Here is a 15,333-nt window from a genome sequence, read left to right on the forward strand (position 1 = left end):
CGCGCTGTGCCGCGGCGCATGACCACGTGAAGCGACATGTTTGGGGCGCGTCCGCGAGCGGGCGCGCCATTCCAGGATTCTCTTGTTTGCAGGTGATTCAGACGATGGCAAAACCGCGCCGCACTACAAAACAGCAGTCGAAACAGTCCGGGGGTACGTTTCTCGGTGTCGTGCTGGGCCTGATTGTCGGCCTTGCGATCGCGGTGGTGGTGGCGCTCTATATCACGCGCTCGCCCACGCCGTTCGTCTCGAAGGTCGCGCCGCCGGCCGCTTCGGACGCCAGCCAGAGCGAACAATACGATCCGAACCGTCCGCTGCAGGGCAAGACGCCGGGCCAGCCGGTCACGCCGCAAGCCGCGCAGAGCACGCCGCCGAACACCGCGCCGGGCCAGACCACGAATCAGTCGCAGTCGTCGGGCATGCTCGACGAGCCGCAGATCGTCGAAGTGCCGCCGTCGGGTTCGACCGACAACAGCGCGAACAACGCCGCCAACAACGGCGTCGCGGTCGCGCCGAAGCCCTCGACGGGCAACACGGCCGACACCACGCAGCCCGCGAAGAAGCCGCAGCCGTCGAGCCAGCCCGCGCAGCAACTCGCGAACAACCAGCCGCAGAAGTCGCCGAACGCAATTCCGGCGCCGAACGCCGCGAAGCCCGCACAGCCCGGCTCCGGCGCGCCGTCGGCCGCCGACGCCAACACCGGCTACTTCCTGCAGGTAGGCGCGTACAAGACTTCGTCCGACGCCGAGCAGCAGCGCGCGCGTCTCGCCTTCCAGGGCTTCGAGTCGAAGGTCACGCAGCGCGACGCGGGCGGCATCACCTACTACCGCGTGCGCATCGGTCCGTTCTCCAAGTTCGACGACATGAACTCGACGCGTCAACGTCTGTCAGACGCCGGTATCGACACCGCCGTCATCCGCTTCTCGAAGCAGTAACCGCCGTCCGCGCCGCGCCGCCGCGCGCTTCGCTCCCCGCGCCGTCCGCACCGTTGCGTGCGCAAGCGCCACGGGCGGAGCGCGCAGCCCGCGGCGCGGTCTCATCCAGCAACGCCGCGGCCGCGCGCAGCCTGCGCGCCGCACCCATCGGGCCGGACGCCGCCGGCCTCGTCCAGTGGAACCACACGCTATGAAACGCATTCTCGGATCGCTCCTGCTCTCGCTCTCCATGATCGCCGGCGCCGCGCACGCCTCGCCTGCCGCGCCGGTCGCCAGCAAGGACTACACGGTGCTCAAGGCGCCACAGCCGCTCGACGTGCCCGCGGGCAAGATCGAAGTGATCGAATTCTTCTGGTACGGCTGCCCGCACTGCAACGCGTTCGACCCGTACCTCGAATCGTGGATCAAGAAGCAGGGCGCGGACGTCGTGTTCAAGCGCGTGCCGGTTGCCTTCCGTGACGATTTCGTCCCGCATTCGAAGATGTACTACGCGCTCGACGCGCTCGGCCTCGCGCAGAAGCTCACGCCGGCCGTGTTCCACGAAATCCACGTGAACAAGAACTACCTGCTCACGCCGGAAGACCAGGCGAAGTTCCTCGCCACGCAAGGCGTCGATCCGAAGAAGTACATGGACGCGTACAACTCGTTCTCGACGCAGAGCGCGCTCCAGCGCGACAAGGCCATGCTCGACGCGTACAAGATCGACGGCGTGCCGACCATCGCGATCCAGGGCAAGTACGAAACCGGCCCGGCGCTGATGCAATCGACGGAAGACAAGGCGCTGCCGGACACGCTGCAGGTCATGGACTTCCTCGTTTCGCAGATCCGCGCGAAGAAGATGTGAGCGCGCGCGCCGGCATGACACACCCGCTCAAGGTTTTCATCACCGGCGCGTCGAGCGGCATCGGCGCCGCTCTCGCCGCCGAATACGCGCGGCGCGGCGCCGTCCTCGGGCTCGTGGCGCGCCGCGCCGACGCGCTCGAGGCGTTTCTCCAGTCTCATCCGCAACACCCCGTCTCGATCTATCCCGCCGACGTGCGCGACGCCGATGCGCTCGCCGCCGCCGCGCGCGCGTTCATCGCCGAACACGGCATGCCCGACATCGTGATCGCCAATGCCGGCGTGAGCCGCGGCGCGCTCACGGGCGAAGGCGAACTCGCCACGTTCCGCGACGTGATGGACACCAATTACTTCGGCATGGTCGCCACCTTCGAGCCGTTCGCGCAGACCATGGCGCAGACGCGGCGCGGCACGCTCGTGGGCATCGCGAGCGTGGCGGGCGTGCGCGGGCTGCCGGGTTCGGGCGCGTACAGCGCGTCGAAGGCCGCGGCGTTCGCCTATCTCGAAGCGCTGCGCGTGGAGATGCGCCCGTTCAAGGTGCCCGTGGTCACCATCGCGCCCGGCTACATCCGCACGCCGATGACCGCGAAGAACCCATACCGCATGCCGTTCCTGATGGACGCCGACCGCTTCGCCGCGCGCGCCGCCGACGCCATCGCGCGCGGACGCGCCTTCGCCGTGTTTCCGTGGCCGATGCGCGTGGTCGCCGCCCTGCTCGGCGCACTGCCGCGCTGGCTCTACGACCGCGCCTTCGAGCGCGCGCCGCGCAAGCCGCGCACTGCGCAGCATTGACCCCTGCCCCCAATCGTTGGGGGAGATCGGCCTCCCACTCGTCGTGGGAGCGATCAGACCCACGCTCGTGGGGGATGGGGAGCGATCGCCCCCCATATTGGTATGCCGATTAATTTGTTGTCCGGGCTATATCCCTTCGATAAGCTTTCCCGATCGGACCCTCGCGCCGTTCGTCGCGCGCGCAGCGCGGCAGACGGCGGACCGGTCCGCACACCAACGGCAAGACCCTGGCAAAACGGAGATCCCATGCGCTTCACCTCGCCCGCCCCCGTGCTCGCCGCCGCCCTGTGCGCGCTCGCCTGCGCGGCCACGCCCGCGCTCGCGAAACCGCTCACGATCTGCACGGAGTCGAGCCCGGACGGCTTCGACGTCGTGCAGTTCAACTCGCTCGTGACGACCAACGCCTCCGCCGACGTGATCTTCAACTCGCTCGTCAGCTACGACGAAGCGCAGAAGAAGGTCGTGCCCGCGCTCGCGCAATCGTGGGACGTGAGCGCCGACGGCCTCACTTACACGTTCCATCTGCGCCCGAACGTGGCGTTCCAGACCACCGAATGGTTCAAGCCCACGCACACGCTGAACGCCGACGACGTCGTCTTCACCTTCGAGCGCATGCTCGACGCGAATAACGCGTGGCACAAGGTCGCCGGCCCGAGCGGCTTCCCGCACGCGCAGTCGATGGGTCTGCCCAAGCTCATCAAGTCGGTCAGCAAGGTCGATGCGAACACGGTGAAGTTCGAACTGAACGAGCCGAACGCCACCTTCCTCTCGATCCTCACGATGGGCTTCGCGTCCATCTACTCGTCCGAATACGCCGATCAGCTGCTCAAGGCGGGCAAGCCGCTCGACCTGAACGCGAAGCCGGTCGGCACCGGTCCGTTCCAGCTCAAGAGCTACACGAAGGACGCGGTGATCCGCTACGACGTGAATCCGTCGTACTGGGGGCCGAAGCCCAAGGTCGACCGCCTGATCTACGCGATCACGCCCGACGCCGCCGTGCGCGCGCAGAAGGTGAAGGCCGGCGAATGCCAGATCGCGCTCTCGCCCAAGCCGCAGGACGTGGCCGACGCGAAGACCGACAAGGCGCTCAAGGTTGTGCAGACGCCCGCTTTCATGACGGCCTTCGTCGCGCTCAACACGCAGAAGAAGCCACTCGACAACCCGAAGGTGCGTCAGGCGCTGAACATGGCGTTCGACCGCACGACGTATCTGAAGACCGTGTTCGACAACACGGCCACGCCCGCGACCAATCCGTGGCCGCCCATCACCTGGGGCTACGACAAGACGATCCAGCCGTATCCGCACGACATCGCGAAGGCCAAGGCGCTGCTCGCCGAAGCGGGCGTGCCCAACGGCTTCTCGACGACGATCTGGGTGCGCCCGAACGGCAGCGTGCTCAATCCGAATCCGCGTGCGGGCGCCGAACTGCTGCAAGCCGATTTCGCGAAGATCGGCGTGAAGGCGGAGATCAAGGTGATCGAATGGGGCGAGCTGATCAAGGAAGCCAAGCAGGGCCAGCACGACACGCTCTTCATGGGCTGGGCCGGCGACAACGGCGATCCGGACAACTACCTCTCGCCGCTCTTTAGCTGCAACGCGGTGCAGTCGGGCATCAACTTCGCGCGCTTTTGCGATCCGAAGCTCGACAAGCTGATCGCCGACGGCAAGGCAACCGCCGATCAGGCGAAGCGCACGAAGCTCTACGAGAGCGCGCAGAAGATCATTCACGATCAGGCGCTGTGGATTCCGCTCGGCTATCCGACCGCCGCCGCCATCACGCGCGCCAACGTGAACGGCTATCAGGTGAGCCCGTTCGGCCGCCAGAACTTCGGCGCGGTGACGGTGCAGTAAAGCCGTCCGTTGCGCGGCGCGTTGACCGCGAAATGAAAAAAGCCGGGGCATGTCCCCGGCTTTTTTGTGCGCGCTTGTTGAGCGTTTGTGCGTAGCGGGCGTAACGTGCGCTGCCCGCGCCGTGCTCAAGCGACCGCGAGCACCCGCTCCCCGGCCTCGCGTGCGGACGCGCCGCGCGCAATCAGCGCCTGCCAGTGCAGCTTCGGAAACACGTCCTCGCCGAGCGCGCTCTGCATCGACAGATTGCGCACCTCGACGCCGCGCCGCGCGAGCAGACCCGCCGCACCGCGAAACGACGGTTCGATGATGTCGCGGAAATCCTCGTCGAGATGACTCGGCTGCATGTTCGCCGCCGACTCGTAGAAACGCGGCGTGAGCGCCGCATTGGCGAGATCGACGCCGTGCAGCAGGATGCGGCGAAAGCCGAGCGCCGCCAGCACCTGCAAACCCGTGTACGCGACCGTGCAGCCGTCGAACACGCCGCGCCGCAGATCGAGGCTGAAACCCAGCGTGTGCGGCGCGTCGAACAGCGCGAGCGCGCGCTCGTCGTAGGCCGTGCGCAGCGCGTTCTTCTCGACGGCGCGGCGGCCGGCGGGAAACAGCATGTCGTCGACGAGAAACACGCGGCAGCGCAGACGCTCCACGCCGAAGCGCTGCACGATATGCCAGAGCACGACCGGCGTCGCAAACAGCGTGAGCGGCTCGCGAATCACGCGCTCGACCAGATCGACGCGTTGACGCGCGAAGCCCGTGTCGACGATGCAGTAGTAGTCGAAGCGCACGCCCGCGCGTTCCTGCAGCGCGATGGCGCCGTTCACGCCCATCACGCGCGGCATGGCGAGCGCGCGGTAATCGATCTCGTTGATCGACGGACCGGTGGCGATCAGATGGCATTCGCGCGCGTCGGGCAGCGGCAGCACCGCCGTGCCGTTCACGCAGGGCAAACTGCGGCCGCCGATACGCATGCCGGTAAGCCGCCCCGTTGCGTCGCGTTCGAGCGTGACGCCGTGCGCGATGCGCTCGTTATGACGCCACGCGCGTGAATGCGTGTGGCGATAGAGCAGCTTGAAGAAGGTGTTGAGGGCGCGGCGCACCGGCGAGGACGCGGCGGACTGCGCGTTCTCGACAGGCGCGGGGGCGTGATTCGCATTCGCGGCTTTCGCAGCGAACGCGGCGTCCGCCGTGCTCGACTGTCGCTCCGCTTCGACGCCAGCGCGCGACGAGCGGATGGCGTTGCATTCGGAGACCATCGCTAATCCTTGCATCGAGACGAAGCCGAAGGCTCCGCGCATAAAGGAAGGAAGAGCGAGTCTACGTTTTGCTTTCGTTACGTTGGTTACAAAGAGTAGGAAAAACTATTACAGACGCTTACGAGCGAGAAATTTGCTGACATCTCCGCTCGGGCGGCACACACGTAACGAAGCTGGAAATACGCAACAATTTGCGCAATCCACAGGGACTGCAAACTCCTTACCAAAATCGCTTGATCGAGTGCAAAGCCCGTAATGATTGGGCTTTCACATCGTCACGGGGCAGCTTGCTACCTTTCATTGCACCGTCAAAGCCGAGACGATTGTTGCAGATTCGTAATTTTCAAAGCCGCGCGGCGAGCTAGATTGGAGTCGTCCATTCATCCAGCGAAGGAGACTCCGAATGAACACGAAGACGAAGCTGATTGCCGCATTGGGTGCAGGTGCAACGATCCTCGCCGTATCGCAGACCGCGATGGCCGGCGTCTCCGTCGGCCTCGCCATCGGCGCACCGGCGCCCGTGTACGCCGCGCCGGCGCCGGTCTATGCACCGACCTATGTCGGCTGGCACGACGACCGCCGTTGGGACGACCGTCGCTGGGGCGATCGCCGTTGGGACGACCACCGCTGGCACGACCGTCACTGGGGCAGCGACCGCCGCGGCGCCTACGGCCACGACGACGGCTATCGCCGCTGGTAAGCGCGCGGCATCGCGTGGCTGATTAGCCGAGCCACGCACCGCAATCGCAGCAAACGCAGCAAACGCAGCAAACGCAGCAAACGCAGCAAACGCAGCAAACGAAAAACGCCTCGCGCAGTGCGAGGCGTTTTTCGTCGTGCGCAATGCGCGTCGGACCGTCACGCCATGATGTGCGCGCCGCCATCGATATACACGGTGTTGCCGGTCAGCCGCCGCGCGTAGCGCGTCGCCAGATACGCGGTGGCGTAACCCACATCCATGATGTCGACGAGTTCGCCGAGCGGCGCGCGCTCGACCGCTTCGGCCAGCATGCGGTCGAAATCGGGCAGCCCCGACGCCGCCCGCGTCTTGAGCGGCCCCGGCGAAACCGCATGCACGCGGATGCCCAGCGGACCGAGTTCGTACGCGAGATAGCGGCACGACGCTTCGAGCGCCGCCTTCACCGGCCCCATCAGGTTGTAGTTCGGCACGACGCGATTCGCGCCGTCATAGCTCATCGCGAACAGCGTGCCGCCGCGCGGCATCAGCGGCGCGGCGCGCTTCGCCATGCGGATGAAGGAGTGGCACGAGACGTCCATCGCATACGCAAAACCCTGCGCCGACGAATCGAGCAAACCGCCTTGCAGATCGGCCTTCGGCGCGTAAGCGATCGAATGCAGCGCGATGTCGAGCGAGCCCCAGTGCTCGCGCACGGCGTCGAACACGGCGTCGAGCTGCGCGTCGTCTTCGACGTTGAGCGGGAGCAGCAGCGTCGCGCCGAGTTCCTGCGCGAGCGGTTCGACGTAGGGTTTCGCCTTGTCGTTGAGATAGGTGAGCGCGATGTCCGCGCCCAGTTCGGCGAAAGCGCGCGCGCAGCCCCACGCGATCGATTCGGCGTTGGCCACGCCCGTCACGAGCGCGCGCATGCCGGCGAGCGGCCGGTCGGGAGGAGTGTGCATGACGGACCTCGCGAGTGATGTTGCGGTTGTCTCAGACGATTTCGCGCCTGACCTCACGCGCGGCGCGCCTCGATGCACGCGCCGCGCGTGAATGCGCTATCGCACTTCACATTCCACTTCACTCGCCCGCAGAACGCGCGGCGCGGCGGCGCGCCGCGGCCGGACGCGACGTGCGCGTGGCAGCGGGCGGGCTCGCGGGACGCACGCGGCGGGCCGCGGGTTTCGTTGCCGTCTTCGTTGCCGTCTTCGTTGCGGGTTTCGTCGCGGCTTTGGCGGCGGTTTTCGCTGCGGGCTTCGTGGTCGGCTTCGTGGTCGGCTTCTCGGTCGGTTTGGCCGCCGGTTTCACCTCGGGCGCATCGACGGCCTTCACCGCAGCCTCGACAGCCGCCTTCACTTTCGCGTTCGTCGCGCGGCGCGGCTTCGCGGCGGCGGATGCGGCATCGGCCTTCGGAGCGTCGTGCTGATCTTGCGGATCGGCGGAAGCCTTCACCTGCGCGCCGCCCGCCGCCTGCGTCGAGCCGGAGCCGCCGCCCGCCGCACCGCTTCCGCTCGCGCCACCACTCTCGCCACCACTCGCACTGCCCCCGCCCGGCGGCGGCGGCAGCGGTTCTTTCTCGCTGCCCGGCTCCAGACCGAGCACGCGCTGCACTTCGGCGAAACGCTCCGCGCGCTCGCCGTCGAGCGGCCCCGACGCGCTCGCGACCTGATACACCGCCGACATCAGCAAACGACGCGAACGCGCATCCGGCACGAGGTCCGGCAACGCGGCGACGGCGGCCTGCGCATCGAGCTGCACGATCGCGCCCTGGCGGCGCGCGGCCTCCTTGAGTTCCGCGATGCTCGGCTGACGTTCGCCGAAATATTCGCGCGCCAGCTCGCGCATCCTCTGGAACGGCCGGTACTGCACCACATGCATTTCATCGGCGAGGTACGCCATGATGCGCATGAACACATCGAGAAGCGACGCCTTGTGCACATGCGCGTGCGCCGCGCGCAGGCGCATCTGCGCCAGCTCCTTGCGCAGCGCCGTGAGCGGCGGCGCGATCGGATCGAGCGGCAGGCTGGGCGCGACGCCCACCCACGCCTGCACCCACGGCGCGGTGTAGAGGCTGTAGAAGGTGCTTTCGGTCCACGTGTCGCGCGCGTCGCGATACGCGTCCCACACGGCCTCGATGCTCGCCGACACCTGCTTTTCGATCAGCGTGAACGGGTTGTCGCGCTCCGCCGGTTTGCGATGCGCGCGCACCGCGTCGGCCACGGCGGGCAGCGCGCCGAGCACCGGGTTCGCATCGCTGAAAAAGCTGCGCTCCACGCGCGACGGATGCGACTCGCGCAGCAGATGCGCGCTGAGCGCATTGCTCGACGCGCGCACGGTCGGCGAGACGAACAGGTCGTAAATACGCTGATTGTTTTCCGCGAAACGACGCACGACTTCGAACGGCTGCTCGTCGTCGCGGCCGTCGTCGAGCGCGAGAATATCGTCGATGGTGCGGCGCTCGAAGCGGATCTCGTAGCGTCCTTCGAGCGCTTCGAGACGGCCCGCTTCCGGCGTCGAATCGGTGATGCGCGCCTCGTAGAGTCCGGGCGGCAGCACGTCGATCAGATCGAGCGCCGAAAATAGTTCGGTGTGCTCTTTATTCGCCACGCTGGCCGACACGAAGATGCCGAGATGCCCCACCTTGTCGTGCAGACAGTAGACGATCACCTGCTCGTTCGCGACGATTTCATCCACGCTCGCGTAGAGATCGGGAATCCAGTTCAGCGCCTGTTGCGGCGGCGTGATGTTGTCGCCCCACGAAGCGAGCACGATGATCGGCGTGCGGATGTTGCGCAGATCCACGGGCGCGCGCGCGTTCTTCGCGTAGACCTCGTTGCGCGTGAGGTGATTGCCCACGAACAGGTTCTGCACGATCCAGTCGATTTCCGCGCGGTTCAGCTGGAAGTGGCCGCCCCACCAGCGCTCGAATTCGAGGAAGCGCTCGCGCTCCGTATCGACCTTCGCATAGAGGTTGTAGAGCTTGCCCCAGAATGTATTCGACGGATTGAGGTTCTCGAAGTTGGTGACGAGATGCGCGCCGTCGAAATGGCCGTCGCCGAGATCGGCCGCCAGCGACGACATCCACGAGCCGCCCAGCATGCCGCCCGAATAGCGCATCGGATTCTTGCCGCGCACGCCCGCCCAGTACGAAAGCGGCGAGCCCGCGAGCATCAGCGGACCGACCAGCGAAGGCGCGGACGCGGCCAGCAACGCGGCGGCCCAACCGCCCTGGCAGTTGCCGATCACGAAGGGCTGGCCGTCGGCGTCGGCATGCAGTTCGCGCACTTTCTGCAGGAACACGGCCTCGGCCTTGCCGACCGATTCGATCGTCTGCGTATCGGTGGGCACCGGGAAGAACGTCACGAAGTAGCACGGATGGCCCTTGCGCAGCGCGATGCCCACTTCGCTGTCCATCTTGAAGCCCGCGATGCCCGGACCGTGGCCCGCGCGCGGATCGATCACGACGAACGGACGCATGCGCGCGTCGGTCTGCACGCCCTCTTCGGGCTTGATGCGCAGCAGCGCGTAATTGCAGGGATCGTCGAGTTCGCGGCCGTCGACGATCACCTCGTAGTCGAACGCGAGCACCGGCGGCATGCCGGCTTTCTCGTGCATGTAGGTCTGGTTGCCGCGCTCGCGCAGCACGTCGAGGAACAGCACGCTGCGCTGCCAGGCGTCGAACAGATAGTCGTAGAGCGGCTGGATCGCGGCGGGCGCGGCGGCGGGCAAGGCCGGAAACGGCGGCATGGACTGAATCGACGGAATCGACGGAAACGACGCCAGCGGCTGCAACGGCGAGAAGGCGGTGGTCGCGCCCGCGCTTGCGGCGTCCAGCGCCTGTTGCGCCTGCGCGAACAGCGGATTCAACGCCGGGTCGAAGGCTGATCCGAAGGCGGATTTCAGCGCCGTCTGCGCGGCCTCGGCTGATTCGGCGAACGCGTTGGCGAGCGGCGAAAACAGCGGCGAGAGCGAGGAAAAAGCAGGCAGCGACGGAAACGATGAAAGCGACGAAGGCAGGGAAGTCAGCGACGGCGGCAGCGGCCAGAGCGGCCAGAATGCGTTCGGCGCGTGAGTCGCATTGGGCGCGGCGTCCTGCGTCGCGTGGGAATCGGCTGGGAGTGCAGGCGAGAGAGCGGAAACTGCCACGACACGAATCTCCTTTAAGGGGGAGCGCGCGGCGTCTCGCGCAGGCCGCGCGAGCGAACCTGGGAGGCGGCGCGCGTCCGGCACCGGGCCGGCGAAGCGCATGCGCTGCGGATCGGCAGGCGGCGCAAGGCATGAACTGGCGCACGCGCGGCGCGGACCCGGCGGCATGCAAAACCACCAGGCGAGCGCAGGCGCCGCGCCGTGCTGCACTGCAGTATCCCAATCTAGGCAGCGCTCTGACGAAAGTCAAGGCGGGCCGAATCGCGCAGTCGCTGTCATCATCGCCGCGCGCCGTGAATGAGGCGTGACAGACGCGCTCGCGGGCCTTCGGCGGCCCTGCGACAAACGGTATCGGCACGGTTTTTTCGCGGCCGCTAACGCGCTCCGCAAGCCGATGCGCGATGAATCGGCGTTCGCGCCACGCGCCATCACCGAACCGGCGCGACACCGCCCACGCGCATTCCACGCGCACTTTTCGACCGGCGCCGCGCACGCTGGACTACACTGTTAGCGCTTTGCGCGCCGCAACATGCGCACGGCCGCCGCACCCGTTTTACCGCGTGGTTTCAGTCAACGTAGCGCCCTTCGAAGAGATGGACATGACTGCATCGCCCGACAAGTACTCGGTTCTGCTGGCGCGCTGCGCCGGCCTGCCGCCCGTGCCCACCGCCGTCGCGCATCCGTGCGATGTGTCGTCGCTGACGGGCGCGCTCGACGCCGCCAATCTCGGCCTCATTTCGCCGATCCTCGTCGGCCCCGAAGAGAAGATCCGCTCGGTGGCGCAGGAGGCGAATCTCTCGCTCGACAACGTCGTGATCGTCGACGCCCCGCACAGCCATGCCGCCGCCGAGCGCGCCGTGCACGCCGTGCGCGCGGGCGAGGCCGAACTGCTCATGAAGGGCAGCCTGCACACCGACGAACTGCTGCACGAAGTGGCTTCGGGCGCGAACGGCCTGCGCACCGAGCGCCGCCTCTCGCACGTGTTCGCGATGGACGTGCCCACGTATCACAAGCCGCTCTTCATCACCGACGCGGCCGTCAACATCTTCCCCAAGCTCGCCGACAAGGCCGACATCGTGCGCAACGCGATCGATCTCGTGCAGGCGCTCGGCATCGGCACGCCGAAGGTGGCGATCCTCGCGGCCGTGGAAACGGTCTCCGACAAGATGCCCTCGACGATCGACGCCGCCGCGCTCTGCAAGATGGCCGACCGCGGCCAGATCACCGGCGGCCTGCTCGACGGCCCGCTCGCCTTCGACAACGCGATCAGCGCCGAAGCCGCGCGCATCAAGGGCATCACCTCGCCGGTCGCGGGCGACCCCGACATCCTGCTCGTGCCCGACCTCGAAGCGGGCAACATGCTCGCCAAGCAGCTCACCTTTCTCGCGGGCGCGGAAGCGGCGGGCATCGTGCTCGGCGCGCGCGTGCCCATCATCCTCACGAGCCGCGCCGATACCGTGCGCTCGCGCATCGGCAGTTGCGCGATCGCGGTGCTGCTCGCCCACGCGCGGCGCGCGCGCATGACCGCGGAGGCGCTGTGACCGCTCATCTCACTTCCGCCCAGCTCTCGGAGCAACACGCCGCCGAAGGCCAGATCGTGCTCGTCGTGAACGCGGGCTCGTCGAGCATCAAATGTTCGGTGTATCGCGTGATCGACGATCCGCACGCCGAAGCCGGCGCGCGCGCGATACACGGCGCGGGCGGCCAGATCGAAGGCATCGGCGTGGCGCCGCGCGTGGTCGCGCATATGGCCGACGGCCGCCTGATCGTCGACGAAAAATTTCCGGTCGCCCAGGTCGCCGACCACGACGCCGCGTTCCGTCTGCTGCGCCTCGTGCTCGCCGTCGGTTTGCGCGACACGCCGCCCGCCGCGATCGGGCATCGCGTGGTGCACGGCGGCGCGCACTTCACCGACGCCGTGCTCATCGACGACAAGGTGATCGAGGAACTCGACGCGCTCACGCCGCTCGCGCCGCTGCATCAGCCGCACAATCTCGCGGCGATTCGCGCGGTGCGCGTGGCCGCGCCCGAGCTGCCGCAGGTGGCCTGTTTCGACACGGCCTTCCACGCGGGCAACGACATCATGGCGCAACTGTTCGCGCTGCCGTTTCACTACTACGAGGAAGGCATCCGCCGCTACGGCTTTCACGGGCTCTCGTACGAGTACATCGCGCATCATCTGCACACCGTCGCGCCCGATATCGCGCGCGGCCGCGTGATCGTCGCGCATCTGGGCAACGGCGCGAGCCTGTGCGCGATGAAGGACGGCAAGAGCGTGGAAACGACGATGGGCCTCACCGCGCTCGACGGCCTGCCGATGGGCACGCGCTGCGGCGCGCTCGACGCGGGCGCCGTGCTCTGGATGATGGCGCACGGCATGGATTACGCGGCGATCGAGAAGGTGCTGTATCAGGAGTCGGGGCTCAAGGGCATTTCGGGCCTCAGCAGCGATATGCGCGAGCTGCTCGCGAGCGACAGCAAGCAGGCGAAGCTCGCGGTGGACTTCTACACGTATCGGATCGCGCAGGAAGTGGGCAAGCTCGCGGTAGTGCTCGGCGGGCTCGATGCGCTGGTGTTCACGGCCGGGATCGGCGAGCATGCGGCGCCTGTGCGCGCGCAGGTGTGCGAGCGGCTCGCGCCGGTGTTCGGCATCGCGCTGGACACGGCCGCGAACGACGCGGGCAAGGAACGCGTGAGCGCGAGCGACAGCCGCGTGCCGGTGTTCGCGATTCCCACCGATGAAGAAGGCATGATCGCGCTGCACACGGCGCGGCTGCTGCGCGAGGCGCATGTGCATGCGCAGCCCGACGCGGGCGCGGGCGCGGCCGCGCGGCTCGGGCAGTGAAGTTGAGCACTGCGTGAGCGCTCTGCTTCGGCACGAGCGCCCGCGCGCCTGACGGCTCGGGCGCGCTTCTCCCTCAGGCGAACGCGGAGAGACCGCCCGGCAAGACCGGCGCGGCGCTTTCCACGTCGCGAACCGGCTCCGCCTGCGCTTCGTCGTCGCGCAGACGCTTGGGCGCCTCGCAATGCACGAGCGTATCGATGAAATACTTCGCGCGCGGCCACGGACCGAAGCCCGCCGCCGAGTTGATGTGACCCGCATCGCCGAGATTCACGAACGCGCTGCCCAGTTGCTGCGCGAGCTGACGCGCGCCGGCGAGCGGCATCCACGGATCGGTTTCGCTGCCGATCAGAATCGACGGCACGCTCAGACGGCGCGCCTCGAACGGCCCGGCGAAACGAAACTTCTCGGGGCTCGCGGGCGCGACGAACAGCACGCCCGCCACATCCGCGCCGAGCTTCCCCTGTTGCAGCGCGTGCGCGGTCACGAGACAGCCGAAGCTGTGCGCCGCAAGCAGAAAGGGCCCGCGCTCGCGCGCGAGGCGCTCGCGCAGGGCGTCGCTCCAGACCGCCAGATCGGGAGCGTCCCAGTCGGCCTGCTCCACGCGCAGCGAGTGCGCGAACTGACGTTCGAGCCAGGTCTGCCAGTGCGCACCGTCGCTGCCGTGCAAACCGGGCACGGTGACGAGTCGCGGCGGCCAGCGGGATTGAGCGCACGAAAGCATGATTTTTTCCTCGCATCGAGAGGTCGAGCATGGATTGTGATCCGCGACCCGTGCGTGCCGAACCAATTTTTTTTGCTTTGCTTTTTCAGGGGCGCCCGCCGACGCCCACCGGCAGGCCGTGCCGCCGCCCGCGTCGAGAAAGCCAGGCCAGCGGCGGCCCGAAAAAGTAGAATGGAGCGAATGCTGATTCAGTTGCCCATTCATCTGGCGATTCCGGTCGCCGGCTTCCGTCACTGAATTCCGTCGCGGGCCGTAGCCGCCTTTTGCTTCTGCTTTCGCCGCCGGGATTCGACACACCACGCGCAGCACGCTCACAAGCACGATGAAGATTCTGTTCTGGCTCCCGCAATCCGACGCTTCCGCCTGGCTTCAGGGCCTGTCCCGCGCGCTGCCCGCCGCGGAACTGCGCGCCTGGCAACCGGGCGACACCGCCCCCGCCGATTACGCCGTGGTCTGGCATCCGCCGCGCGAACTGTTCGCCGCGCGCCCCGGCCTCAAGGCGGTGTTCAACCTGGGCGCGGGCGTCGATGCGATCCTCGCGCTCGAACGCGAGCATCCCGGCACGCTCCCTCAAGACGCGCTGCTCGTGCGTCTCGAAGACTCCGGCATGGCGCCGCAAATGGCCGAATACGTGCAGCACGCGGTGCTGCGCTATCTGCGCCGTTTCGACGACTACACGCAGCAGCAGACGCGCGGCGAGTGGCACGTGCTCGCGCCGCATCCGCGCGAAACCTTCACCGTGGGCGTGCTCGGGCTCGGCGTGCTGGGCGCGCAGGTCGCGCACGCGGTGGCCGCGCTCGGCGTGCCGGTGCGCGGTTTCTCGCGCAGCGCGAAACATCTCGACGGCATCGAGACCTTCTCGGGCGAGTTGCACGGCGCGCAGTTCGACGCCTTCCTCGACGGCGTGAAACTGCTCGTCAACCTGCTGCCCGCCACGCCCGACACCGAGAACGTGCTGAACGCGCGCACCTTCGGCAAGCTCGCGCGCGGCGCCTATGTCGTGAACGTCGCGCGCGGCACGCATCTGAACGAACAGGATCTGCTCGATGCGCTGACCAACGGCACGCTCGCCGCGGCCACGGTCGACGTGTTCCGCACCGAGCCGCTGCCGCACGATCATCCGTTCTGGCAGGAGCCGCGCATCACGATCACGCCGCATAGCTCGGCGCTGACCTTGCGCGACGAAGCGATCTCGCAGATCGCCGACAAGATCGAGGCGCTCGCGCGCGGCGAAACCGTGAGCGGCGTCGTGCATGCCGCGCGCGGCTATTGATGAT

At 67.5% G+C, this 15,333-nt stretch carries 12 protein-coding genes; 8 read left to right on the forward strand and 4 right to left on the reverse strand.

Going from position 1 to position 15,333, the window contains the following annotated elements; all coding sequences use genetic code 11:
* Positions 1–104: 104 nt before the first annotated feature.
* The 4 genes from SB764_RS13240 (at position 105) to SB764_RS13255 (ending at position 4,418) form a co-directional block, all read left to right on the forward strand.
* Positions 105–935 carry an SPOR domain-containing protein gene (locus tag SB764_RS13240; protein WP_065062313.1) on the forward strand — a complete coding sequence of 277 codons (831 nt, stop codon included), beginning with the start codon at positions 105–107 and terminating at the stop codon, positions 933–935.
* A gap of 190 nt (positions 936–1,125) precedes the next feature.
* Positions 1,126–1,779, forward strand: coding sequence for a thiol:disulfide interchange protein DsbA/DsbL (locus tag SB764_RS13245; protein WP_065062038.1), 654 nt, complete (start codon positions 1,126–1,128; stop codon positions 1,777–1,779).
* Positions 1,780–1,793: 14 nt separating this feature from the next.
* On the forward strand, positions 1,794–2,567 hold the full coding sequence (locus SB764_RS13250) for an SDR family oxidoreductase (RefSeq protein WP_074981727.1): 774 nt from the start codon (positions 1,794–1,796) through the stop codon (positions 2,565–2,567).
* Between the two features lie 246 nt (positions 2,568–2,813).
* Positions 2,814–4,418, forward strand: coding sequence for an ABC transporter substrate-binding protein (locus SB764_RS13255; protein ID WP_074981415.1), 1,605 nt, complete (start codon positions 2,814–2,816; stop codon positions 4,416–4,418).
* A gap of 125 nt (positions 4,419–4,543) precedes the next feature.
* Here the strand turns inward: SB764_RS13255 and SB764_RS13260 are convergent, their stop codons facing one another.
* Positions 4,544–5,668, reverse strand: coding sequence for a hypothetical protein (locus tag SB764_RS13260; RefSeq protein WP_322006775.1), 1,125 nt, complete (start codon positions 5,666–5,668; stop codon positions 4,544–4,546).
* A 403-nt stretch (positions 5,669–6,071) separates the two neighbouring features.
* Here SB764_RS13260 and SB764_RS13265 point away from each other — a divergent pair, with 403 nt between their 5' ends.
* Complete coding sequence (locus SB764_RS13265; protein WP_065062034.1) at positions 6,072–6,368, forward strand: hypothetical protein; 297 nt, start codon at positions 6,072–6,074, stop codon at positions 6,366–6,368.
* 158 nt (positions 6,369–6,526) lie between these two features.
* Here SB764_RS13265 and fabI read toward each other — a convergent pair whose 3' ends face one another.
* Together fabI and SB764_RS13275 are read right to left on the reverse strand one after the other, a co-directional pair.
* On the reverse strand, positions 6,527–7,306 hold the full coding sequence (fabI, locus tag SB764_RS13270) for an enoyl-ACP reductase FabI (RefSeq protein ID WP_065062032.1): 780 nt from the start codon (positions 7,304–7,306) through the stop codon (positions 6,527–6,529).
* Positions 7,307–7,424: 118 nt separating this feature from the next.
* The gene (locus tag SB764_RS13275) at positions 7,425–10,490 is read right to left on the reverse strand and encodes a DUF3141 domain-containing protein (RefSeq protein WP_410863759.1); all 3,066 of its coding nucleotides are present in this window, start codon (positions 10,488–10,490) and stop codon (positions 7,425–7,427) included.
* A gap of 401 nt (positions 10,491–10,891) precedes the next feature.
* Between SB764_RS13275 and SB764_RS13280 the strand changes: the two genes are divergently transcribed.
* Positions 10,892–12,031: a bifunctional enoyl-CoA hydratase/phosphate acetyltransferase gene (locus SB764_RS13280; RefSeq protein ID WP_373681559.1), complete on the forward strand. Its 1,140-nt coding sequence runs from the start codon at positions 10,892–10,894 to the stop codon at positions 12,029–12,031.
* Positions 12,028–13,335: an acetate/propionate family kinase gene (locus tag SB764_RS13285; protein ID WP_234774576.1), complete on the forward strand. Its 1,308-nt coding sequence runs from the start codon at positions 12,028–12,030 to the stop codon at positions 13,333–13,335. Before SB764_RS13280 ends, SB764_RS13285 begins: the two co-directional genes overlap by 4 nt.
* A gap of 73 nt (positions 13,336–13,408) precedes the next feature.
* On the opposite strand, the gene SB764_RS13290 is transcribed toward SB764_RS13285, so the two are convergent.
* Complete coding sequence (locus SB764_RS13290) at positions 13,409–14,056, reverse strand: RBBP9/YdeN family alpha/beta hydrolase (RefSeq protein ID WP_065062026.1); 648 nt, start codon at positions 14,054–14,056, stop codon at positions 13,409–13,411.
* A 322-nt stretch (positions 14,057–14,378) separates the two neighbouring features.
* Between SB764_RS13290 and SB764_RS13295 the strand changes: the two genes are divergently transcribed.
* The gene (locus tag SB764_RS13295; protein WP_410863761.1) at positions 14,379–15,329 is read left to right on the forward strand and encodes a 2-hydroxyacid dehydrogenase; all 951 of its coding nucleotides are present in this window, start codon (positions 14,379–14,381) and stop codon (positions 15,327–15,329) included.
* Positions 15,330–15,333: the final 4 nt, after the last annotated feature.

Origin of the sequence: Paraburkholderia sp. SIMBA_027 (assembly GCF_046535315.1) — a bacterium.
Lineage (GTDB): Bacteria > Pseudomonadota > Gammaproteobacteria > Burkholderiales > Burkholderiaceae > Paraburkholderia > Paraburkholderia tropica.

Coding starts and splice junctions, on each gene's coding strand:
- SB764_RS13250 (WP_074981727.1), top strand. CDS start 1,794: ATGACACACCCGCTCAAGGTTTTCATCACCGGCGCGTCGAGCGGCATC.
- SB764_RS13255 (WP_074981415.1), top strand. CDS start 2,814: ATGCGCTTCACCTCGCCCGCCCCCGTGCTCGCCGCCGCCCTGTGCGCG.
- SB764_RS13265 (WP_065062034.1), top strand. CDS start 6,072: ATGAACACGAAGACGAAGCTGATTGCCGCATTGGGTGCAGGTGCAACG.
- SB764_RS13245 (WP_065062038.1), top strand. CDS start 1,126: ATGAAACGCATTCTCGGATCGCTCCTGCTCTCGCTCTCCATGATCGCC.
- SB764_RS13240 (WP_065062313.1), top strand. CDS start 105: ATGGCAAAACCGCGCCGCACTACAAAACAGCAGTCGAAACAGTCCGGG.
- SB764_RS13290 (WP_065062026.1), bottom strand. CDS start 14,056: ATGCTTTCGTGCGCTCAATCCCGCTGGCCGCCGCGACTCGTCACCGTG.
- SB764_RS13295 (WP_410863761.1), top strand. CDS start 14,379: ATGAAGATTCTGTTCTGGCTCCCGCAATCCGACGCTTCCGCCTGGCTT.
- SB764_RS13280 (WP_373681559.1), top strand. CDS start 10,892: ATGAATCGGCGTTCGCGCCACGCGCCATCACCGAACCGGCGCGACACC.
- fabI (WP_065062032.1), bottom strand. CDS start 7,306: ATGCACACTCCTCCCGACCGGCCGCTCGCCGGCATGCGCGCGCTCGTG.
- SB764_RS13260 (WP_322006775.1), bottom strand. CDS start 5,668: ATGGTCTCCGAATGCAACGCCATCCGCTCGTCGCGCGCTGGCGTCGAA.